The 21998-nt window shown below is 55.0% G+C and carries 20 protein-coding genes and 1 tRNA gene; 5 read left to right on the top strand and 16 right to left on the bottom strand.

Annotated features, from left to right (window positions below; all coding sequences use genetic code 11):
• The first annotated feature begins 22 nt into the window (after positions 1 to 22).
• On the top strand, positions 23 to 451 hold the full coding sequence (locus Pan189_RS09670; protein ID WP_145363717.1) for a TadE family protein: 429 nt from the start codon (positions 23 to 25) through the stop codon (positions 449 to 451).
• 302 nt (positions 452 to 753) lie between these two features.
• Positions 754 to 3105: a catalase/peroxidase HPI gene (gene katG, locus Pan189_RS09665; protein ID WP_145363716.1), complete on the top strand. Its 2352-nt coding sequence runs from the start codon at positions 754 to 756 to the stop codon at positions 3103 to 3105.
• Between the two features lie 74 nt (positions 3106 to 3179).
• Here katG and Pan189_RS09660 read toward each other — a convergent pair whose 3' ends face one another.
• The 11 genes from Pan189_RS09660 to Pan189_RS09610 form a co-directional block, all read right to left on the bottom strand.
• On the bottom strand, positions 3180 to 3605 hold the full coding sequence (locus Pan189_RS09660; RefSeq protein WP_145363715.1) for a hypothetical protein: 426 nt from the start codon (positions 3603 to 3605) through the stop codon (positions 3180 to 3182).
• A 5-nt stretch (positions 3606 to 3610) separates the two neighbouring features.
• Positions 3611 to 4006: a hypothetical protein gene (locus Pan189_RS09655; protein ID WP_145363714.1), complete on the bottom strand. Its 396-nt coding sequence runs from the start codon at positions 4004 to 4006 to the stop codon at positions 3611 to 3613.
• Between the two features lie 39 nt (positions 4007 to 4045).
• Complete coding sequence (locus Pan189_RS09650) at positions 4046 to 4762, bottom strand: hypothetical protein (RefSeq protein WP_145363713.1); 717 nt, start codon at positions 4760 to 4762, stop codon at positions 4046 to 4048.
• A 108-nt stretch (positions 4763 to 4870) separates the two neighbouring features.
• Positions 4871 to 5593, bottom strand: coding sequence for a hypothetical protein (locus tag Pan189_RS09645; RefSeq protein WP_145363712.1), 723 nt, complete (start codon positions 5591 to 5593; stop codon positions 4871 to 4873).
• Positions 5594 to 5641: 48 nt separating this feature from the next.
• Complete coding sequence (locus tag Pan189_RS09640) at positions 5642 to 6361, bottom strand: hypothetical protein (protein WP_145363711.1); 720 nt, start codon at positions 6359 to 6361, stop codon at positions 5642 to 5644.
• Between the two features lie 93 nt (positions 6362 to 6454).
• Complete coding sequence (locus Pan189_RS09635) at positions 6455 to 6724, bottom strand: hypothetical protein (RefSeq protein WP_145363710.1); 270 nt, start codon at positions 6722 to 6724, stop codon at positions 6455 to 6457.
• A gap of 120 nt (positions 6725 to 6844) precedes the next feature.
• A complete protein-coding gene (locus Pan189_RS09630) occupies positions 6845 to 8593 on the bottom strand; it encodes a SulP family inorganic anion transporter (RefSeq protein WP_145363709.1) in 1749 nt (582 codons plus the stop codon).
• Between the two features lie 648 nt (positions 8594 to 9241).
• Positions 9242 to 9613, bottom strand: a complete 372-nt coding sequence (locus tag Pan189_RS09625) for a VOC family protein (protein WP_145363708.1) — start codon at positions 9611 to 9613, stop codon at positions 9242 to 9244.
• Positions 9614 to 9916: 303 nt separating this feature from the next.
• On the bottom strand, positions 9917 to 10324 hold the full coding sequence (locus Pan189_RS09620; protein ID WP_145363707.1) for a hypothetical protein: 408 nt from the start codon (positions 10322 to 10324) through the stop codon (positions 9917 to 9919).
• Positions 10325 to 10529: 205 nt separating this feature from the next.
• Entirely contained in the window at positions 10530 to 11822 is a 1293-nt protein-coding gene (locus Pan189_RS09615; protein ID WP_145363706.1) for a DUF1552 domain-containing protein, read from the bottom strand.
• 20 nt (positions 11823 to 11842) lie between these two features.
• On the bottom strand, positions 11843 to 14251 hold the full coding sequence (locus tag Pan189_RS09610) for a DUF1592 domain-containing protein (RefSeq protein ID WP_310821302.1): 2409 nt from the start codon (positions 14249 to 14251) through the stop codon (positions 11843 to 11845).
• Positions 14252 to 14509: 258 nt separating this feature from the next.
• Between Pan189_RS09610 and Pan189_RS09605 the strand changes: the two genes are divergently transcribed.
• Positions 14510 to 14920 (top strand): hypothetical protein, encoded by a 411-nt coding sequence (locus Pan189_RS09605; protein ID WP_145363704.1) that lies wholly within the window; start codon positions 14510 to 14512, stop codon positions 14918 to 14920.
• Positions 14921 to 15390: 470 nt separating this feature from the next.
• On the opposite strand, the gene Pan189_RS09600 is transcribed toward Pan189_RS09605, so the two are convergent.
• The 3 genes from Pan189_RS09600 to ispG all read right to left on the bottom strand — a co-directional run bounded on the left by Pan189_RS09600 (position 15391) and on the right by ispG (position 18972).
• Positions 15391 to 16758 carry a toll/interleukin-1 receptor domain-containing protein gene (locus Pan189_RS09600; RefSeq protein ID WP_145363703.1) on the bottom strand — a complete coding sequence of 456 codons (1368 nt, stop codon included), beginning with the start codon at positions 16756 to 16758 and terminating at the stop codon, positions 15391 to 15393.
• Between the two features lie 20 nt (positions 16759 to 16778).
• Entirely contained in the window at positions 16779 to 17525 is a 747-nt protein-coding gene (locus tag Pan189_RS09595) for a hypothetical protein (RefSeq protein WP_145363702.1), read from the bottom strand.
• Positions 17526 to 17823: 298 nt separating this feature from the next.
• Entirely contained in the window at positions 17824 to 18972 is a 1149-nt protein-coding gene (gene ispG / locus Pan189_RS09590) for a (E)-4-hydroxy-3-methylbut-2-enyl-diphosphate synthase (RefSeq protein ID WP_145363701.1), read from the bottom strand.
• A 262-nt stretch (positions 18973 to 19234) separates the two neighbouring features.
• On the opposite strand from ispG, the gene Pan189_RS09585 reads away from it, so the two are divergent.
• Positions 19235 to 19954 carry a carbonic anhydrase gene (locus Pan189_RS09585; RefSeq protein WP_145363700.1) on the top strand — a complete coding sequence of 240 codons (720 nt, stop codon included), beginning with the start codon at positions 19235 to 19237 and terminating at the stop codon, positions 19952 to 19954.
• Between the two features lie 153 nt (positions 19955 to 20107).
• Positions 20108 to 20201 (top strand) — tRNA-OTHER (locus Pan189_RS21340).
• Positions 20202 to 20479: 278 nt separating this feature from the next.
• Here Pan189_RS21340 and Pan189_RS21335 read toward each other — a convergent pair.
• Both Pan189_RS21335 and Pan189_RS09575 read right to left on the bottom strand, forming a co-directional pair.
• The gene (locus Pan189_RS21335) at positions 20480 to 21148 is read right to left on the bottom strand and encodes a tyrosine-type recombinase/integrase (RefSeq protein ID WP_310821301.1); all 669 of its coding nucleotides are present in this window, start codon (positions 21146 to 21148) and stop codon (positions 20480 to 20482) included.
• A gap of 538 nt (positions 21149 to 21686) precedes the next feature.
• Complete coding sequence (locus Pan189_RS09575) at positions 21687 to 21938, bottom strand: helix-turn-helix domain-containing protein (protein WP_310821300.1); 252 nt, start codon at positions 21936 to 21938, stop codon at positions 21687 to 21689.
• Between the last annotated feature and the right edge of the window lie 60 nt (positions 21939 to 21998).

Below are 21998 nucleotides of genomic sequence, written 5' to 3'. Positions count from 1 at the left end.
CCGCCCTTCCCCCGGCAAACCAATGATTCGATTTCGCACTCATCAACCCAAATTTCCTCGGCGACGCCGCGCGGCAGCCGCCGTCGAATTCGCCGTCATTCTGCCGGTGCTTGTCGCACTATTGATGGGCGCGTTGGAAATCGGTCGAGGCATTTGGCTTCAGAACACCCTGCAGGAAATCGCCCAAGCCGGTTGCCGCGTGCATTCGATCCAGAGTGTTCCGGCAGCCGCCACTGAAAATGTCATTTCGGAAGCGATGACGAGAGCCGGAATCACCGAATACCTCGTCACCTATGATCCTCCGGCGAAGAGCGATTTTCAGCAGCACATGGACCCGGTCACGGTGATCGTGACGGTGCCGTTCGCGCACGTCTCATACGTCACGCCGTCTTATCTGAATAACTCCAGCATGTCGGCCCAGTGTACAATGCCGGCCAACCTCGACGACTAGGCGTGCTCACCAGCCTCTGGACCATGAGCCAAACACTCTAAGAGCCCAGATTTGGCCATCGCTCCGGGGTGCGCCAGAGCGCAAACTCGTTCCGCCGATTCCTCGTGCCTGAACGAAACTTCTCCGGAGAATCCTCTGCCCCACTCCAACTCAGAAGATGAGTTGTGGTTCCTCATGCGGCGCGTGCATGGCTCATATCCATGCAATGCATTGGGCATTTGAAGGACGGTCGCCAATAATACACCGTCGGCCGTCGCTTTCGCGGTCGATCTCTGACCTCAATCCCAATAGTAAGTTCGACCATGATAATGAACTGCGCTCGATTGATCTCAACCTGTGCCGCGCTAGGCATCGCCGCGACAGCGTTCGCCGAAGACACGCCATACGAAAAAATCCCTGAGAAAGGTGAAGAGTGTGCCGCGGGGATGTGCCCGGTGATGGGTGGCAAACTTCCCCCCGCGTTAGCCGGAGCCCGCTCGACCGACGATTGGTGGCCGAATCGGTTGAATCTCGACCTGCTCAGTCAGAACTCAGACCTGGTCGACCCGCTGGACGATGACTTCAATTACGCTGAAGAGTTCGAGTCACTCGATCTCGAAGCCGTCAAAAAAGATCTTGCGGAACTGATGACCGACTCGCAAGATTGGTGGCCCGCCGACTACGGTCATTACGGCCCGTTCTTCATCCGGATGGCTTGGCACAGCGCCGGCACATACCGACTTGCTGATGGTCGCGGCGGGGCGAGTGACGGCATGCAACGTTTTGCTCCCCTCAACAGCTGGCCCGACAACGGGAACCTCGACAAGGCCCGCCGACTGCTCTGGCCGATTAAGCAAAAGTACGGTCAGAAAATTTCGTGGGCTGACCTGATGATTCTAACCGGCAATGTCGCGTTGGAAACGATGGGCTTTGAGACCTTTGGTTTCGCCGGAGGTCGCGAAGACGTTTGGGAACCGCAGAAAGACGTTTACTGGGGCCCCGAGACGAAGATGCTCAGCGACGCCCGCTATCAGGTTGGTGAGAATCTGCCCGACCCACTCGCCGCCACGACGATGGGCTTAATCTACGTCAACCCGGAAGGCCCCAAGGGCAAACCCGACCCTCTCGCGGCCGCGCACGCGATTCGCCAGACGTTCGGTAACATGGCCATGAGCGATTACGAAACCGTCGCCCTGATCGCCGGTGGTCACACCTTCGGTAAGTCGCACGGGGCGGCTGACCCCTCTAAATATGTCGGTCCCGAACCCGAAGCGGCTGGTCTTGCTGAACAGGGATTCGGCTGGAAGAACTCTTACGGCACCGGCAACGCCGGCGACACAATCACCAGCGGCCTCGAAGGAGCCTGGACATCGACCCCGACCGAATGGTCGACCGGCTACTTTGACAACCTGTTCGGCTACGAATGGGAATTAATCACCGGCCCGGGCGGCAAGCACCAGTGGACGCCGAAGACGGACTCCGCAGAGGACTCAGTCCCCGATGCCCACGATCCGAACAAGTCGCACCCGCCGATGATGTTTACAACCGACCTGGCACTAAAGCTCGACCCCGGCTTCCGGAAAATCTCAAAACGTTTTCATGAGAATCCTGATGAGTTGAAGCAAGCCTTCGCCAAAGCGTGGTACAAATTGACGCACCGCGATATGGGTCCGGTATCTCGACTGCTCGGTCCCGAAGTTGCCGAGCCGCAGTTGTGGCAAGATCCTGTTCCCGAAGTCGATTGCGAGCTGATTAATGAAGAGGATATCGCATCTCTGAAGAGCGTCATCCTTAAGTCTGGGCTGACGCCTTCTGAGTTAATTTCAACGGCGTGGGCCTCGGCATCGACCTATCGTGGCAGCGATATGCGGGGCGGCGCCAACGGCGCTCGAGTCCGCCTTGCGCCGCAAAAACACTGGGCCGTCAACGAGCCACAACAATTGGCCAAAGTCTTAAAGACTCTAGAAGAAATTCAGGCGGAGTTTAATGGCTCGGCATCGGGTGACAAGAAGGTCTCGCTCGCTGACTTGATCGTTCTCGGGGGATCGGCCGCGGTCGAACAGGCTGCTGAGAACGCCGGGCACGACGTCACGGTTCCGTTCGCACCGGGACGCACTGACGCGACGCCTGAGATGACCGACGTCGCCGCATTTGAGGTGATGGAGCCGCGAGCCGATGGCTTCCGCAACTATCAGAGCCGCGACTTCGACGGACGAGCAGAAGCCGCTTTGGTCGACCGGGCCAATCTGCTCACGCTGACCGCTCCCGAAATGACGGCCCTCATCGGCGGCCTCCGCGTGCTCGACACCAACGCAGGTAGTGGCCCACTCGGAGAGTTAGGCGTCTTCACCGATGAGCCGGGCACGCTGACGAATGACTTCTTCGTGAACCTGCTCGACATGAATACCGAGTGGTCGGTCTCGCCAATGTGCGATCATTTCTACGAAGGACGCGATCGCAAGTCCGGCGATGTGAAATGGACGGCCACGAACGTCGACCTCATCTTCGGATCGAACTCGCAACTGCGGGCGATCGCCGAGGTTTATGCCTCGAATGGAGGCGAGCAGAAATTCGTAAATGACTTTGTGGACGCGTGGACCAAGGTAATGAGGCTTGACCGATTTGACCTCAAACCCGAAGTGCGAGCGGGATCGAAGGCGATGGCCTCCAAATAGCTGGAGTGCTCCAATCTCGAATCGACCGGCTTCCCGAATTTTTTGTCGGGAAGTCGGTCTTATTTTTTATCCGCTTAAGACATTGGACGAAATCTTGCGTAGAGGCGGTCAACCACGCACGCAATTGACAGCGGGAGGAACACGGCCGTAAGTCCTAACAATGTGACCACATTGACGCCGACCCCGATTGATGGCGAGAGCTGACCGGACAACTCTTGCGAATCATCTGTGGAATAACGGAAGGGCCAACCCGCCGGTCCGTACTGAAATAACTGAACGCCGAACAATAACAGTGCTGCCGCGGAGGTAAAAATTGCAGCCGCCTTCCACCAGCGTGAGGGTCGTGCATAGGCTCCGCCCACAATCTGCATATATGCGAGTAGCAGCACGTAGTGCAGTAACGCGATCGGTCCGAGTCCGAGCAAAATATAGAGCGTCACCCAATAGGGCCACGTCTCCCGCGCCCAGATGGCGGGGCGTTTAATCCGAGCATCGCTCATCGTGTTTAACCCTCATCCTCTTCCGCACGAACCTGACGTGACGAAAGGATCGCGCTGACCCAATCGCTGCCGACAGCCACGGGTGAGCTTAAAAACAAAAGGCACACGACTGCCGACGCCCCGCTCAAAGCAATCGGCAGCCAGTCCCATCCCTCAGAAATCAGTTCAGCCGCAATGCCTGCGGCAGCGTTGGCGACAAAAAGTGCAGCGAGAAACGGAATTCGCCAACTCTGCAGCATTACCCCGCTGAAAAACGCTCCCGCTATGACAGACGCCAAAGAAACACATACTGCCTTTATCACGTCGTCCGGCAGTTCGATCAAAACGATTGCGGATCCCGTTGTTACGCAGACAAATGCACTGACGTAAAACACGCGGAAGACTGTCAACACGGCAGCCACCGAACCGCTTAAAGGGAATATCTAATAAGACATCAGACGTTAATTCTTTTCCACGATTTCCAAGTCCGGTTTCGCTTTTCGAATCTCGGCGAGCGACGCTTCGGGCAGTTTCGACTTCCGCAGCGTCAATTGCTTCAGATTGGGACGTGATATCACGAAATCCACGAACGGCTGCGGGTCTTTGAACGTCATCTCGCTGAGCAGAAACCGCTCTAAATTGTCGAGCGGCATCAAGTGTGGAAAGAATCCCTCACTGAGTTTGCTCATGCGGTCATTACGAACACGGACGCCAAGGTATGTGAGATGCGTCATCTCGCCGATCGGGGCCCAATCTTCATCCATGCTGTTTGTCGTCTGGATGTATAGCTCGTCAATATTTGACAGCTGAGAAAGCGCCTTCAGATACTCCTTACCGATGGCCCCGCCCGCTGAGAAGTATTTCAGCGAGGGGTGATCCTTCAGCGCCGCGACACCAGAGAAATCAACTCCGGTCTTGCCACCTTTCTTATAGCCCGCGTGGGAGATGGTAAGTTTCTGCAGGTGCTGAAATTGATTAAAGAGCGCAAGCTCCTCGTTCGTCAAATTGGGCGCGTTCACAGATATTTGAACGATCTCCCCTTGCCGATTCTTACCGACCCGCGGCTCGGGCACCTTCTCCTTCAACCGAGCGAGTGCGGTGGCGTCGTCAGCACCAGCGATACCGCCGACAAAAACGGCTAAAGCCAAGGCAGCAGAACACGTTTTGAACAACTTCATCAACACAAACTCCTGAGCAACGGGGAGCGAGAAGAAACGGTGAACAAAAGCGATTTTAAACACCGCGTCAGTTTCTCCGCCAGCCCTCACGTCCAATTGCTTCGGAAACTAGCTCCAACCTTCCTTGTGATACCAATATCTCGAGTAATAGACGTACCATCGACCGCAAGCAACTCGACCGATCGTCTGGTTTTCCAAGCCATCGAGTCCAAGCAAAGACATGTCGAACTGCTCTGCATCTGATGCGGTTCGCACACGAACAAACCCGAACTCGGCGTACTCACCGAGCAATTCCCCCTCATCATTAACCAGTGGCATTGTGTTATTCGTCGCTTCCAAGACCACGAGCCCGTTGGCCGTAAACCCTCTGTGAATCGTAAATGGTCCGATGCGGCGGTCGACAGGTATCGGTTCGCGATCAGCGGTTGTTTCCTCTTCGATAGTGGACGCAATCTGATTAAGTTCCTCCACGTGCCGGGCGAACGCCCGGTCGAACGATACTTCACGACTGACGAATAGCGGGCCCCCTAAAACACCCACGGCGACTGCAATCAAAGCAGTCAACACCCGGAACGAATGAAAGAGACCGCCCCGGCGATTCCATGGAAGACAGACCATTAAAAGGCCCGCAAATACGATAGCCGAATGCTGCCAAAACCCGATCGACACGTAAGTCATCGCAGAGAAAGCCGTCACCGGCTCTGCGAGACGGCTTATTAAATGAACCAGTTCGAAAGCACAGAACAACATGGCTCCGGCGAACAGAAAACACATCGCGACCTGTGCTGAGTCAAATAACTCCTGTCGATTTTCCGCCACATTTCGCCGCATCAAATTGTTATCTTCAAAATGAAATTGTTCTGCGATTTCCGTCGCCTGTCACACTTTCGGCTCTGACGCGTCATTCCGCAACCGGCGCTCGTCCCCCGACACGTAGGGAAACGCGTAAAGCAAATAATACACGAACGACAGCCCGAACACGCACACGACACCGATCGACCAAGCCTCCCGGTGCCATGGTTTTCGAAATGGGCGGACGTAGAGATCACAAAACACGGCGGCAATATAGCCGACACAGCACGCCCCCCAAATGAGGGACGGAGCGAAGAACAACGGCTCCGGTAGACCAAGCAAGACTCCAGCAAGCCCCGGCTTAGGCAACAGTACGTCTGCGAGAATTATCGTCGCAGCCGCAAAATGGAAGACCCAAAAGGCGACATGTTGCCACGGCAGAAAGCCGAGCGACTGCTCATTAACGCGGGCGTCCACAGGCACGGAATCGGCAACGCGGAATTGAACGCCGTAGCGGCGAAAATAAACCCAGCCGGGCCATATTAGAAAAACTCCCGCAATCCAAAGCGAACGTCGCGATCGATCATTGAACGGCCGTAAAAACAGGTCGCGAATCAAAAACCTGATTGTGCCATACGATCCGATCAGCAAGGGAACACTGAACACAAACGAGAACGCAGGTAGCGCCTGTTGGACCTTAATTGGGAAGGCGATTCCAGCTGAGACGGCAAGCACGAAGAAACCAAGCCACGTCGGGACGATGACAAGGTAACAAATCCGCACCCACCGTTGCTGCCACCTCGGCATGATTCATGCTTTCAAATTTCATTGAACGATGGATCAAGAGGATAAACTCTATTCACCGACCAATCGCCGAATCAGAATGCACAATTCATCGCCTCACGCATAGACATCAATCAGGATCATGATACCCAGGCCGATCAAGCCGAGCATCAGCACGGCCACCAGCACAATCTGGAAAATCTCAAAGACGAGTCGGCCGTAGTTGACCGGCGTTCGCTCAGCCCCGTGCTCTTGTGGCAGTTCTGTCCGCTCCACGTCGGGCCGAGGCTGTTTTGACTTCACAAAGAACGGACCGATGAAAAACAGTAGTCCGCAGAAAATCAGCAGCGCCGCTTGAGCCGTTCGCCAAAAGGTGTTCCAGTCCATCGGAGATTCTCAACCGGCCTCTCGATCCATATCAATCCGCGCAGGTCAGTCGGCCCCTCCCTCTCAACGATAGCCCAATGGGGCCCGACAGAGAGGATACACCCGCGAGTGATCCGCCGTCTAACCCAAGCGATCGGTCGCCAGATGATACTGGGGATCTTCGGAAAGATTGACATCGACGAGATCCCCTGCCCGCCCGAGAAGTTGGCGACACTCCGGGCTGAGATGAGTCAGGTGCAAACGTTTGCCGGCCTTCTCATAACGCTCGGCCAGAGAATTAATCGCTTCCAGCCCCGATTGGTCATACACACGCGTGTAATAAAAATCGATGACCACATCATCGGGATCGTTGGCAACGTCAAACATTTCCTTAAGAGAACTGACCGACGCAAAGAAGAGTGGGCCGTGAAGCTGGTAAATCTTGCTGCCGAATTCATTCAATTTAATGTCGACACCAATATGGGTCGCATGTTGCCACGCAAAGCTGAGGGCCGAGACGATGACTCCCAGCACAACGGCGGTCGCTAAATCGTGTTGGATTACCGTATATCCGGCGACGAGCACCATCACCAGGAAGTCACTGGTCGGCACCTTCCGCAGCATCCGCAGCGATGCCCACTCGAATGTGCCGATGACGACCATAAACATGACGCCCACGAGCGCTGCCATCGGCACCATTTCAATCCATGGGGCGAGAAATAAGACGAACGCCAGCAGACAGACCGCCGCCGTCACGCCCGAAAGTCGACCGCGGCCGCCGGAATTCACATTAATCAGTGATTGGCCGATCATAGCGCAGCCGCCCATTCCGCCGAAGAAACCGCAAACGACGTTCGCAACCCCTTGACCAATGCACTCGCGATTTCCGCGTCCCCGCGTCTCCGTCATCTCATCAATTAAGGTCAGAGTCATTAAGGACTCGATTAAACCGACGGCGGCGAGGATGACCGAATAGGGAAGGATGATCCACAAGGTCGCGAAGCTCAGTGGCGGCAAGAAATATTCGAGGAAAAACGGCCTCGGCAATCCGCCACCGATACTTCCCGCCGATTCATCAACCGCCGCCATCGCGGAGGTCGCCAGTTCCTTTGAAACTGGCTCCGCCGATACGGCGTCACCGTGGCCGCTATGAGCGCGAACCGCCGTACCGATCACATTGGTACTGCTGTTATGAACCTCGCTGACCGCCTTCACCTTAGCGTTGGTGAGCAACATGTCGCCCACCGTCATGACCAGTCGCTTCTGGTTCAGCCCCGCCGATTCCGGGCTGGCGATGGAATTAAGACCGAGCGAAATTAACGTCACCGTCAGGATCGCAACCAGCGATGCCGGCACCGCGCGTGTTAATTTCGGCAACAGCCAGATGATCGCCATCGTGAGCAGCACCAGTGCGACCATCACCCCGAGAGACGGCCCGGTCAGAAAGACGAGCTGTCCCAGATCGTTGACAGTCTTAAAGCTCCCGAATTGCGCGAGCAGAATCACGATCGCCAAACCATTGACGAAGCCCAACATCACCGGGTGCGGCACCATGCGAATCAGCATCCCGAGGCGGGCATAGCCCACGACGACCTGAATGACTCCGCACAGGATGACCGCCGGGAACATGTATTCGATGCCGTGCTGCGCCACGAGCGAGACCACCACGACCGCCATCGCACCGGTTGCTCCCGAGATCATACCCGGTCGCCCCCCTAGAACGGCCGTGATCAAGCAAAGAAAGAAGGCTGAATAGAGCCCGATCTGCGGCGAGACCCCCGCCACAAATGCGAAGGCGACCGCTTCCGGAACCAGCGCGAGCGCGACGGTCAGGCCGGAGAGAATATCATTCTTGGCGTTGCCCTGATCAGGACGGAAGAAATCGAGCATTCTGATAAATACTTAAATGGATATTGATGTCATGCCGCGGTGAGCTGCGAATCAGCCGCTAGCGACTGGAGCCCGACCCCGAGATAGCCCTGCAAACTTAGATTGCATTGCTGAAATTGGCCCGGATTTTGAAGCGAGGTCAAGAAAATGGACCGGCTTTGGTGCGACTCGAACGGAATTCATGCTGCGGGAGCGAAAATCAGGCGAGTGATCGTGGGGATTGGACTCGATCGAGAGTCCGGCGGGAGCTTGGGGCAGGCTAGCTCGCCGGCCGAACAAATACAACGACGATGTCACCAACGGTAGTCGCGATCGGATCAGTCAACCTTTAAGTGTTACACGCCATCCAACCGGCAAGTTCCTCGAAGACGCGCTCTCATTTGCAGTAGACTCCACGCATGCGATTCGCCCTCAGCCCATCTGAAGCCTCACTCGTAAGCCGATCTCCATGCTTCATCGGAGAGCCGTTTCTAACTTTGAGGGAGTGGGCAGTGAGTGCTGAGGAGCAAGTCAGTCCCGCATCGGGGCGCTATGCACTCAATCAAAAAGCCGACCTGCCTACGGGCTTCTCAAAATAGAAGAGTGGACAGATTCAATACGACAGCCATCCCACCCCTGCGTGGGCGGCGCGTATACGGGTATCTGCGCTCAAACGTGTTGATCGACCAAGATCGGGTTTCCGTCGGGATCGATGGCGACGAAGCTGGCGGGACCGGTTGTCGATTCGTCCGCTTCGGCAGATAACACAACGTCTTGCGCCTTCAATTGTTTTTGCAACTCGCGGACATCGGTAAAGGAAGAGAGTGGGTTGGCATCGCTGTCCCATCCCGGATTGAAGGTCAGCATGTTGCTCTCGAACATGCCGTGAAACAGCCCAATTGTCGTCTCGTCATTCTTTAGGATCAGCCAGTTTTGCGAGGCGTCGCCACCGAACACGGTGAAGCCGAACTTCTCATAGAAGGCTCGCGACGCTTTAAGGTCTTTCACCGTCAAGCTGATGGAAAATGTGCCCAGTTCCATAACTCATTCCTGATTAAGAAAACAAATGGCGACCCGAACCATTTAGAAGATAGCTCCAAGTGTATCGCTGGAACTTTCAGCTGGCGAGTCTGTTCTTGAACGTCATCCGAGGAATATTGACCCAAATACCGGTACCCGCGACCGGAAAGCATAGAGGAGCCCAGACCGACTTCCCCAAATCCCCAACCCGGTCCAGTCGCAAGCCGCGCTTCGAGACCCCCGAGTTGATACGTTGGGAGCGGGAGCTATTGGAGAAGATGGCGAGGTTGTCCCTTGGTTTTTGGATATTTTTTACTGTTAATGCTAAGGAAGAACTCCGTCACCCGCCGAGCGTACGCCGCGGAAATGGAGGATTTGATCGTCGTTAAAGGCATCATTCACAAAAGCCATCAACCTTTGAATGCATTCAAGTGCTTCGGCCCGTGACATCTCAAAAGACATAATCTGGCCCTCTTCAATGGTGAGCCCAACTTCATGAATCGTTTCTTCTGCTGATACTCGAACTCGTTCTTCCGCCGATTCCAGCAGCAGAAAGAATTCAAGGAGGAACTCCGCTTCCACGACCGCTGCTTTATTAAGCGTGATGCTGATCCCAGTCTCTTCGGAAAATTCGCGGAGATCATCGTTCAAGTACCAATAAAGCGCATCCTGAATTGAGAGCTTACTCTCGCCGGGAAGGTCTTTCTTACCGAGTGGTACTTCGATTGGCATCGCTGCGACCTTTAATCAACGGCAAGACTCATTTGAGTACAACACACGGGCACTCCGGACGCCCTACGTCCGGGCGACGCAGCGGCAAGAGATCGTGGCGCCAGGGTAAATTTCCAGCGGGCTTCTTACGGCGAAGGCCCCTCTGCAATCTCTTGTCGCTTCGCGATCTGTGAAGTGCGGCGAGAGAACACCCCAATAAACCCGGCTACAAGTTGCCCGTGCTCGTCCCGAACCGCTCGACTTCAACGTCATATTTATTAAGCAGTGAGACGAATAAATTCGACAGAGGGATCCTCTTGCCGAGCAGATTGTAATGATGCCCCTGCTTGAGAGGCGATAAACCGCCTGCCAAGAGAATCGGAAGGTCCTTGTGATTGTGGCTCCAGCCGACACTGAGGCCGCTGCCAAATAACACCGCGGAGTTATCGAGCAGTGAACCATCGCCCTCGTCGATTTCGCTCAGTCTCGAAAGAAAATAGCTCAATTGATCGACGTGGAAAGTGTCGATCAAACGTAGTTTTTCGCGAGACTCAGGATTCTTATTCTGGTGCGAAAGTTTGTGATGATCGTCCGTTACGCCGATCGCTTTATAATTCGCAGAACCGGTCCCGCCGCCTTCTCGCGCGATGACATAAGTGCCTATGCGGGTGGTGTCGGTCTGAAACGAGAGGACCAGCAGGTCCATCATTGTGCGGACGTAAGAATCGAGCCTGGTGTCCGGGTTCACGTTAAGGTCGAGACCCTCCGCATCGAGCTTTGCTTTCGGCACATGTGCCCACTGTTCGGCCCGCTGAATTCGGCGCTCAACCTCGCGAACCGAGGTGAAGTACTCTTCCAGCTTCGCCCGATCGGCCGGACCGAGTCGATTAGAAAGCGCACGGCTTTGCTCAATGAGTTCGTCAAGGATGCTCCGGTGTCGCTTAAGGCGCAACAATTTCCTTTCGAAGTCACTGGCGCCTTCGTCGACGAACAATCTCTCAAAGACACGACGAGGATTGTTCTCCCCCAAAATTGGTTTTCCGGCACGCGACCATGCCAATGTCGTCATGAATCCATATCGCAAGCTGTCGGCGTGATCCCCGGTCAATTCCAACGACGGGTATCGGGTTTGGTCACCAAATGCCTCAGCGAGTCGCTGATCGATCGAGATTGAGTTCTGATAATTAGAGATATGGAAATCGGCCCCGGTCAACCAGTTGTCGCAGCCGAAGTGCGGCGTGCCGAGCGAAGGATGCGAAAGTCCGGACAGGAAGCTGACATGTTGTTTCAGAGGCTTCAGCCCCTTGAGCGATTGGGGAAGTCCCCAATCACTCCCGTCACCTTCCGGCGTGTAGTAGTCCCAGTTGACGCCATTCGGCACGTAGAAGGCCGCGAACCGCTTCGGCGTCTCCGATTTGCCGGTCGAAGCCACAGCCGGTCGCATCGCGTCGAGCATCGGCAGCGCGAGGCTGACACCGGTGCCCTTTAAGAACGTTCGTCGGTCAAGACGATTCGGCATGGTGCCATGTAGATTGAGGATTAAAAAGACCGAAAGGCGTCGCTCGTGACGACCTCTATAAGCAGCGTCCGCATCCGATAATCGTCCGACTTAACTCGTTTGACAATCGCGTCGACCTCGCCCCGGTCGGAAAATCCAACCTGTCGGCCGAGTGCATACGTCAGTAATTTGGTGGTCAGCCCGCGGAGGAACACTTCGCTACGCTGCGTTAATAGTACTTCCTTGAATTCCTGCGGACCATTGAATTCGACACCGTTCGGGAGTTCGCCGAACGCCTCCGTCGAAGACTTCGCCTTGGCATCTTTATATTCACGAAAAACGCCCACCGGATCGAAGGGTTCGAGTGCGAAGCCAAGCGGGTCCATCTTGGAATGGCAGCCCGCGCAAGCGGCGGCCTCGCGATGTGCGGCGAGCTTCTGTCGAATCGTTTTTAATTCTCTCGATGAATTTTTCTCCGCCTCTTCCAGTTCAGGAACATAAGGTGGCGGCGGAGGCAGCGGAGTGCCGAGAAAACAGTCGAGAATCCACTTGCCGCGGTGGATGGGCGAGGTCTCTTTTCCGTCAGCGGTCAACGTCAGAATGCTCGCCTGGGTCAGTACCCCGCCGCGGAGGCTGTCGTCGTCCAGTCGGACTCGCCGGAACTGACCGCCTTCAACGCCTTCAATCCCGTAGTGGCGGGCGAGTTCGTCGTTAAGAATTGTGAAATCGGAATCAATTAGATTGAGAACGCTCAAATCCTGATTGATCAACTCTCGCACAAACTCCCGCGTCTCAGTTCGCATGCTTTCCTCAAGCCACGGATTATAAGTGGGAAACCGACGCCGATCGGGTGAGATCGAACCGAGATCCCGGAGTTTCAGCCATTGGCCTACGAAATTCACGAGAAACGCGTCGGCTTTCGGACTCGCCAGCATTCGCTCGAGTTGTGACGACAGCGTTGTTTCGTCGCCGAGTTTGCCCTTCTCAGCCAAAGATAGAAGTTTATCGTCCGGCAGGCTGCCCCAAATAAAGAACGACAGTCTTGACGCCAATTCGAAGTCGTTGAGCCGCTTCGAGGATTCCGACTTTTGCGGTTCCACCAAATAAAGAAAGTGCGGCGAGGACAGAATGGCGGTCAGTGGTGGCTGTATTGCTTGCTCGAACGAATCGACGTGCGGGCGTTCGGCGTCGAACAGTTTCAGCATCGCTTCGACTTCATTTGATTTAATCGGTCGCCGCCACGCTTTCCGCATCATTCGCTGAAGCACTCTTCTGGCGGAAGCCTGCTCATCGCGAACGTCAATTAATTCCGGCGGAAGAAGTCTCTGCGTGAACTCAGGCGGCCACGACCCGTAGAGCGGTCCGCGAATATCGACCCAGTGCACACGGAAGAAAGTTGGTACATACTCGTCGATGTTCTTCTTACGACGACCCCGAACTTCGTTCGGTTCCGGATTAAGAAACTCGCCTCGGAAATTGTAAACGCCCGCTGGAAGCCAAGCCTCGAATTCGTACCACTTTGGCTCGCCTAACTGTCCCGCCGGGCAGTCGACAGTCAACGAGCCGATCGGCCCGGAGGCGGCGACGAATCGGATTTGCGGCATCGGTTGCTCGGCTGTCGACCGCCGTCCGCTCATTAATACCTTGAATCGATAGCGACCCTCGTGAGGCACGTTGATGTAATACCACTCGAACTTTGCAATATACGAATTGACCTTCCCGCCATTAAAATAATTCCCCTTGACATTTTTCGTGCGGGCGACCTCCTGCTCGTCGGGTGAAAGATCGGCGAACGTGCGGGGTCGTCGGTAGTTCTCGAGATCAACCCCGCCCATCCCGCCTTGATACTCGTACAATTTCACATTGACCGCTTCAGGACGCTCAGTCACAATTGCCGTATCGAGCCACTCTTCGACGGTTTCGATATACTGCTCCATCAAATACGGCGAAACCGTCAACGCTTCGCCCACATTGTCGAAACCATCCACCGCGACGTCCGCGGGGAATCGATCCCCGAGCCGCAGGTCAAGTCCCGTGAGGTCACGCATCGCATTATTAAATTCGTTGCGATTCAGCCGACGGAGCACCACCTCAGCGGAGGACTTCCGTAACTCGCGAACGTGTTCCAGTTCGCCGCGAAGTAGTTTGATCACCGCCAATTTATCCGCTTCCGCAGGCTGCTCGGAATCGGCCGGAGGCATATCACCGAGCGTCAATCGGTCGACCACCTGTTGCCACAACTCAGCTTTGTCCGGCGCCTCACGCGGCATCGGCAGCGACTCCAGATTCAGCTTGGCCTCGGCCAGAAACTCGCCATGACAGCCAGCACAGTGCGCTTCAATAAACCGCTGATGCGTCGGTAGATCTTTCGCGTAAGCCGCGGTCTGCGACACAGTGTCGAGTACCAACAACGCAATGATCAGGCCTTGAAGCGTCTGCCGATATTTCATGAGCGAACCCGTTTTCTCGCCGGACGGTTGCAACGAATCACGCTTACGATGCGGGGCCATCGAATTTGACCGAGTCAACATTGTACAATAGGGGGTCGAGCGCAGCCAACCGCAGTAGAACCCGACGAGCGCCCAGGGCATTGTCCGTCCGGGCGGTGCACCCCTGCCTTGATATGTGATATCGAACCGATCAAAGAGTTCACACCATGAGTCGTCCCTCGCAGATTATCATCGGATTTTTTTGCAGCATTGACGGCCTTGGCGCTCGGCATGATTACCGCTGTCAATGGGCATCAAATTCCGGCTGGGTATCTCGGCGGTTTCGCGTTTTCAGGATTCTTGGCCTGCGTCGCAGCATTGTGCTTGGTGGAGAAAGGACGATGGATTACTGGCCGAGTCGTGGCCGCCGGCATCGCCCTCGGGGCGGCTGCCGCGGTATTCGGCGATCTGACTTCCGCCGAAGCAAAGCCGATGGATAACATCGGTCTTTATATATTCTTCGTGCCCGTGGGATTGGCCTGCGCCTTCTTCGCAATCACCGGGAATTACCCCGAGGAAATGCCGCTCTCAGAAGTGTTTGCACGGCCACGCAAGAAAAGGAAGAAAAAAGGCAAGCTCACCAAGAAAAAACGACGAACCGCAACCCGACTGCCGCCGCCATTGGATTAATCAAGCAGTTGTTTAAGAATGGTTCATTCGGACGCAGTTGATTCAGCTACGCGGAATGCGAGACAGTCTTCAATATAATTAAGTCGACGGACCGCTCGGCTGAGTTATTGACGCCGGGTGCTGGGAGGCATACCGACCCCGCAGTGGGAGGCGAGTTCGCTGCCGGCACGACCGGCTTACCCGGCAGGCTATCTGAGCTCACCACGTGGATGCGATGCAATGCGGTAGCAAATTCCACCCTGCGGGGGCGACACGCACCCCGGCACCCATTGATGCCAGTTGAGTCGGCAATTGCATCGGGCAGCGGGGTTATCCGGCCCTTGCGGGCAGTCCTGATGGTGACCGGCCCACTCCGGGGCTGTTTCGCGGGGGTTTCGATGGGTTGAAACTGTCAATGAACAAGGGACAGTACCGCCACCCGCCGCTAAACTACACTTCGCTTAACGATCCACACAGAAAACTCTGTGTTCTTAAAAGAAAAACATATATATCTTAAATGGCTCTGGATCAGGCATATTCCATAGAAATGCCGAGTCATCATCATTCGTGACATATACTCCATCATGGCAGTCCTCCAACGGCGAATCAAAACTACTGCATTTCTTACGTTCAACGTTTCGAAAAAAACTTGGCTCTGATCCGATTGCTATGATTCTCATTCGTAAACAACCTGCATAACTCATCGCGCCGAACCACGGTTCCTCTTCTTCTTCCGCGTCCCAGTAGATGGTCCGATATGTAATCGAAAACTCTTCGTTGATCTCGATCTGCGATACATCGAAACAAAGATGTTTCGATCTTGTCCGGAAAATCCCTGTGTCAACGAGGCTTCCGTCTGATTCTACGTGACTCGGCGGACATCCGGCCTTCGGAGAAAACACCAAGTCTTTTCCAGTAGTTCGTGATTGAAACCGGAGCTGCTTAACTGGAGATGTTTTGACCATAAGCAATGTTCGATCCGAAATCATCGCAGATACATAGCTCGACGATTCTGTAACTGTTTTGGGATCAAAATGTTGGAAACTCCAAATGCGTTCATCAAAGCGAATTTCGAAATTCGAGTAATCTGGTCGGCCTAACGCCAACACTTCACGCTCCTCAACTGAAGACTCGCGACGCGGAACAATTGGGTTAGAAGTAAATCTCTTAACGACGCGGTCAAGGTCTTTGCGGTCGGCCTCACTCGCCTGTTGCGATTCGCCAACAGTTACACCTGTAAATTCGAAGCCACGTGTAAGAGCGAAAACCGCCGCGACGATAACAAAAACCGTTGCGAGTGAGATAAAGACGCCGATCTTTAGCGACCGTCGCCCTATTCGTCGGACACCACGCTCCATCCTATAACGATCTCCGTCTAATTGAATACCTTTAGATCGTAAGACCCGATCAATAGACCGGACCAATTTTGAAAATCCGATCTCAAAGTCACTCCCGGGAAATATTGCAAGTTCTTGTCGAAAGCAGAAATCGGCCAGCGAGGCCGGTACCTCATCGACTTGCGGCATCACTGCTGGCCTGAGTACTACCGGAATGACTACAACATCTTTTTTTGAGAGCGCTGTCTCGATCTCAACGCGGACCCAATCGTCAGAATAAGTCAGCCGTCGTTTTCCGTGGCGATCAGTTGCATTAGCCCAACCGGCACCTACGACCACAAGAAGAATCGAGCAGGATGAAAGTCGCTCCTCAAGAACATCGCGAAAATCATGGCCTGGCTCGATACTATCGATGTCATGAAAGACTGAACCTTGTCCGAAACGCTCTCGCAATTTTCCTATAAGGCGGTCGGTCGCCCAATTGCTATCTTCTCGCCGGTACGAAACAAAGATATGCGACATAGTAGTCAGTCTTAGTTACGTCAGTTCGAAATTACTAACCGAATGAAACGTGTGGAGTAGTCCCATAGACGAACGGCATAAAGAGTAATTAAGACGCTCGAGTAGAGGAGCGTCGCAGACCATGCAACTAAGTTGCTGTTACGCAACCCCCAGTCGCTATTTCGAATGCGGCGGATAATCAATATAGTTATTATTTCGACGACCGAAAAGCTCGCATGCAGAATCACATCCCACAACGCTAGCGTCACATCTAGCGCCGTCAGCCCATACACCAGCCACCACCCGATCATCACGAAATGCCATGACGCAGTGAGGGCAAGCAAATACATTACTTCCAATGAAGTGCTTGTGGATGGACCCGACCAATAGTTCTTATTCGTCCCAAACACCAACAAGACACCGAAGAGCGAAGCCATTAAGCCCATCCCGATCAAATCAATTGGCAGTAAGAGCAAAAGGCGGATGCGAGGGAGAAAGGTAGATTTCTCAAAAATGTCCTCTGAAATTTCGATCTTCTTCACGGCACTGTTTTCGCCTTTGTAGAATTCAATCTCGTAGGTTATATCTATATAGACGAAGAACAGTGCTATCGAGAACAAAAGAACAACCTGCCGCCAAAGATCGGAACTGGTCAACCAACTTTCGTCAGACAATGCTCTGCGGATATATGTAAAAGCGACTGCCGCAATACCCATTGCCAAAGCTAAGCTAAGAAGATCTCCAATTGCTCGAGTTGAAAGCGTATTGTACAAGGAGTCAGGGTTCATTGTTTTTTCATTCCGGCATCAAGTATCAAATACACCAAAATAGATTTTCTCTAGATATCGGAATCGAATTATAATTTTGTTCAACCCCAACATTCTCTCTCGCCTTTTCCCGCCCCCAAAATCGGACCGGGCCACGGTTTGAAAGAAAGTGACAAATCTTAGGGCTTATCTATTTATAATTCTCACCGAAGCCAGACTCGCCAAATTCAAAGCCTTGTTCAAGCCAAGGCGGCCCTACCCTTTCACGCCTCATATACCGCTCGCAACCCAACCAATAGTTTGGACCACCCGGTGGTCTCTACACCCCAACCCCGCTCTTCTCCTCAATCAGCTTATCCAGCTCCGCCTTCAGCTTCCCGAGGATTTCATCATACGGATACCGGCCCAACGTTTCCTCACCTTTTTTAAGGTTCACATAGTTCGGGGCGCACCAGAGGCCGAGGTCGGCGTCATCCGTTTCGCCGGGGCCGTTGACTCGGCAGCCCATGACGGCGATTGTGATCGCGTGGTCTTTGGCGTATTCGGTCATCTTTTTCACATCGGCGGCGAGGTCGACGAAGGCCTCGTTTTCGACCCGGCTGCAGCTCGGGCAGCTGATGATGTTCATCTTGGTCGGGTCGAGTACCACGACGGTGCGGACGCGGCCGCTCTTAATGTCCTCAATGATGCCCCGACCCGCGGCGATTTCTTCGCCTTTTCGATCATTAGGAACGGTGAGCGAGACGCGGATCGTGTCGCCGATTCCCTTCGAAATTAATTGCTCGAAGGCGATGCGGGTCTTAATGATCCCGTCGGGGGGCATGCCCGCTTCGGTCACGCCGAGGTGCAGTGGAACTTCCGGACGCTCGGCGGCGAATCGCTGATTGACTTCAATTACCTTGGCCGGGTCGGAATCCTTGAGGCTCACGACGAAGCGGGTGAAGCCGATCGAGTCGAGGAACTCGCAGTGGTCGAGGGCGCTCTCGAGCATCGGCGAAATGCTGTCGGCGGGGTCGTATTTGTCCTTCTTGGCCGGGTCGACAGAGCCGCAGTTCACGCCGACGCGGAGGGCGCAGTCGTTGTCGGTCGCGACGCCGGCGATGTAGCGAACCTTCTCCTGCCAGGGCTTGTCGCGTTCGTGATGGTAAAGGTGCCCGGGGTTGTAGCGGAGTTTCGCCACGTGCGGGGCGACGACCTCGGCGAGGCGGTAGTTCTCCTGCAGGTCGATCGAGATGTTCGCCTCGGTCTGCTTCGCGATCTCCAGCAGCGCAGCCGCTTCCTTTTTGGAATCGACGGCGATCCGCACGACGTCGGCCCCCGCGGCCACGAGGTCGTTTGCCTGCTGGACGGTGGCGTCGATGTTGGTCGTTTTCGTGGCAGTCATCGACTGGACGGCGATCGGGTGGCCGCCTCCAATCGTGATCGATCCGACTTTGACTTCGCGGGTGGGGTTGCGAGGAAGGTCCACGTGTGGCTCCGTTGCGACGGGCTGGTGTGCGATGTTCGAACGTGCTGACCCCGACGGCCGATGCCTCGGGCTTGTAGTGATGAAACCGCATTTTAGGGGGATTGATCACGCGGAACCAATGCAGGCTGATCGACATGGGAGTTTGAACATGCGTGGAAATGACAATTCGGAGGCACAGGGCCTCAAAGCCGCTTGCAGGTCCGGTTTGTTGAGGTAATTTTGCAACAGCCCGCCCGCAAGTTCCCTTTCCGGCGTCCCCCCCATGCTTCGTACCGTCCTGCCCGCTGTGGCACTTTGCGGCTTGATCGTCGCCGCGGCCTATCCCTTTCGCATTCAGGTGAATTCGGCCGGGGCCGAAGAGGCAGCCACCGATTCAACCAAGGTTCGCAACGTGACTGCCCAAGAGGCCCTTGTCCGCTTGAAAGAGGGCAATCAACGATTTGCCGAAGAGCATTCGACCCATCCCCACGAAGAGCGAACGTGGCGGCTGTCGCTCGAATCAGGCCAGCATCCCTTCGCCACGATCCTTGGCTGCGCCGACTCACGCGTTTGTCCCGAATTGATCTTCGACCAGGGGCTGGGTGACCTGTTCGTGATTCGAGTGGCGGGCAATGTGGTCGACCCGGACGTCGCCGGCAGCATCGAGTATGCGGTGCATCACCTGAAGACCCGGCTCATTGTGGTGCTGGGCCACGAACATTGCGGGGCCGTTACCGCCGCGTTCGAAGAATTGGACAAGGGCATGGACGAGCCGATCGAGGTCAAGCGGCTCCTGCGATCGATCGCCCCGGGCATCGAGGCAATTCCAAAGAGTTTGAAGCACGACGAACGTGTCCACCGCGGCGTCACCGCCAACGTCCGACACAGCATCGAAGAACTGCGAAGAATCAAAGACTTGCGCAACGCCGAGAAAACAGGCGAAGTCAAGATCGTCGGCGCCGTCTACGATCTGCACAACGGCCGAATCCGATTCCTCGATTGATCGACAAAACAGACGCTCACACGAGTTCTCTTCGCAGCAGAGCCGGACAGGGGCTATCTCGAGAAGAGAACTTTTTGGGACAGATTCGAATTTCTGCCCGACCGGCCGTCACCCGTGAGCCATAGTTTCCGGTGTTGACGGAATGACCGCCCCGGAGAGGTGGCAGAGCGGATTAATGCGACGGTGCTGCGTTCGAAACAGTACCGTGTTCCTTCGGGAACCGAAGGTTCGAATCCTTCTCTCTCCGCATTCGATTTTACCCATCGCCGCAAGCCTCTATTAGATAAAGGTTTGCGGCGATGTTCGTTCTTGGCGAAGATGAATTGGGACAATAATTGGGACATAGCTGACCGTCCTATCGGCTGATCGGGATCGTCGACTCCCTTCCATGTTTGATTGGCTCGCCTGCCCGGCGGACCATCCGCCGGGCCCAGTCGAGGCCGAAAATCCGCCGTGAAGTGTGGCTACTCACCATGCTGCTCGATCAACTCGTATCGAACATCGGAACTCCCGTATTGGCCTTGTCTAGATAAACGGGATTTGGTCAATACGCTGCCGGTTCGCGTCGTCGAATTGGTGCCGGTAGCAGGCGACCATTTCGCTGTCCCGGTGACCGACCCAATCTTTGACCTGTCCCTCTGACGCCCCGTGGGCGAAGGCCTGGCTGACAAAGTAGTGGCGAAAGCTGTGCAATCGACCGTGCTCGAACCCGATGTCCCCAGGTAGCGTCGGGAATCGAGACTTCAGCATTGTCAGCACATCCCGCACGAGAATATTGCGAACCGTATCGGGCTTGAGACGACCGCCCAGCGGACCGTGAAATACGTAGCCGTCCTGGTGTCGATCGAGTTCACTTAGAATCTGAATAGTGTTGGAACCGAGCGGTACACTCCGGCCGCGTTTTCCTTTGGCCGTCCGTGCTGAACCCAGCCTGCGTTTTCGGTGACTTGCTCGCTCATCGGGAACAGTCAGGCTCTGGGTATTGAGAGCGATGTCGGTCCAACGCAGACTCTGAGCCTCTCCGATCCGCATGCCGGTCGAAGCCAGCACGGCAATCAATTGATAAATCCAAATCAACTTTTCATTGTTCCGGCAGTATTCGAGGATCGATTTCACTTCTGTCGGCCGGAAACAGTACGTGTCGCTCCCGGTCGGCTTGACGAGTTTGACATTGGGTTTCACCAACGCTGGCAACTGACCACTCCCGATGAGCCAATTGATAACTTGGAGAACAAGGTTCGACTCGAAGTCCACAGTCCTTGGAGCAAGTTCTAGCTTCTTGTCGAGATATTCTGCGTAGCTGATGAATTGGTGCTGTCCAAACTGCCGCCAGTCGTTGACCCTTTTCTGTTTGCAGAAATCGGCATGCTTATTTCGCACGGCCCGGTACCGTTTGGCCGTACTATCCGATACGCCGCCCGTAATCGCAGGCCGGGACCGATCACTTAAGTAGGCGTCCCAAATTGCTTCGATCGGCAGCGGGCCATGATCATGAGCAGTAGCCTCCTCTTCGGGAACTAGGCCGGACTCGATCGCAAGTTTCCGATCGAGGAATTTCAGTCGTTGAAGTGCTTCCTCTGGATCACGGGTGCCTAGTGAGTGCTTTCCAACATTTGTTTTGTTACTCCTTCCATCGGCGTAAAAAACGCCACGACGCTGAAAGATTCGGTAGGTGAAGAACTCGCATCGAATTGCTGATCTTCTAGGCATTTTGATTCTTCTGTTCGGAGGTTTAGCGGCGCATCCAATCGGGTATGCCGCCCGCGCGAGGCTCCGTGGGATGCGGAGCGGGGGATCGTGGGGTCGGCCGGTTCATCAAGTCTTCGAGAGCGTCCGCTGGTATGCGGATCGTTCCTCCGCGGCCGGCCTGCAGGTACGCGATTTCGCCCCGTCGAGCCCAACGGCGAAGCGTGGAGACTGAGATGCCGAATCGCTGAGAAGCCTGCTTCAGCGTCAACAACGGCGGTTCTTGATCGTCAGACATGGCCTGCATCGCAAAAAAAACGGGGAACCCATCCTCATGGGCTCCCCGTTTCGAATTAGT

This window comes from Stratiformator vulcanicus, assembly GCF_007744515.1.
Classification (GTDB): domain Bacteria; phylum Planctomycetota; class Planctomycetia; order Planctomycetales; family Planctomycetaceae; genus Stratiformator; species Stratiformator vulcanicus.
The sequence above is the reverse complement of the archived record's forward strand: the minus strand, read 5'-3'. Positions and strand labels throughout refer to the sequence as shown.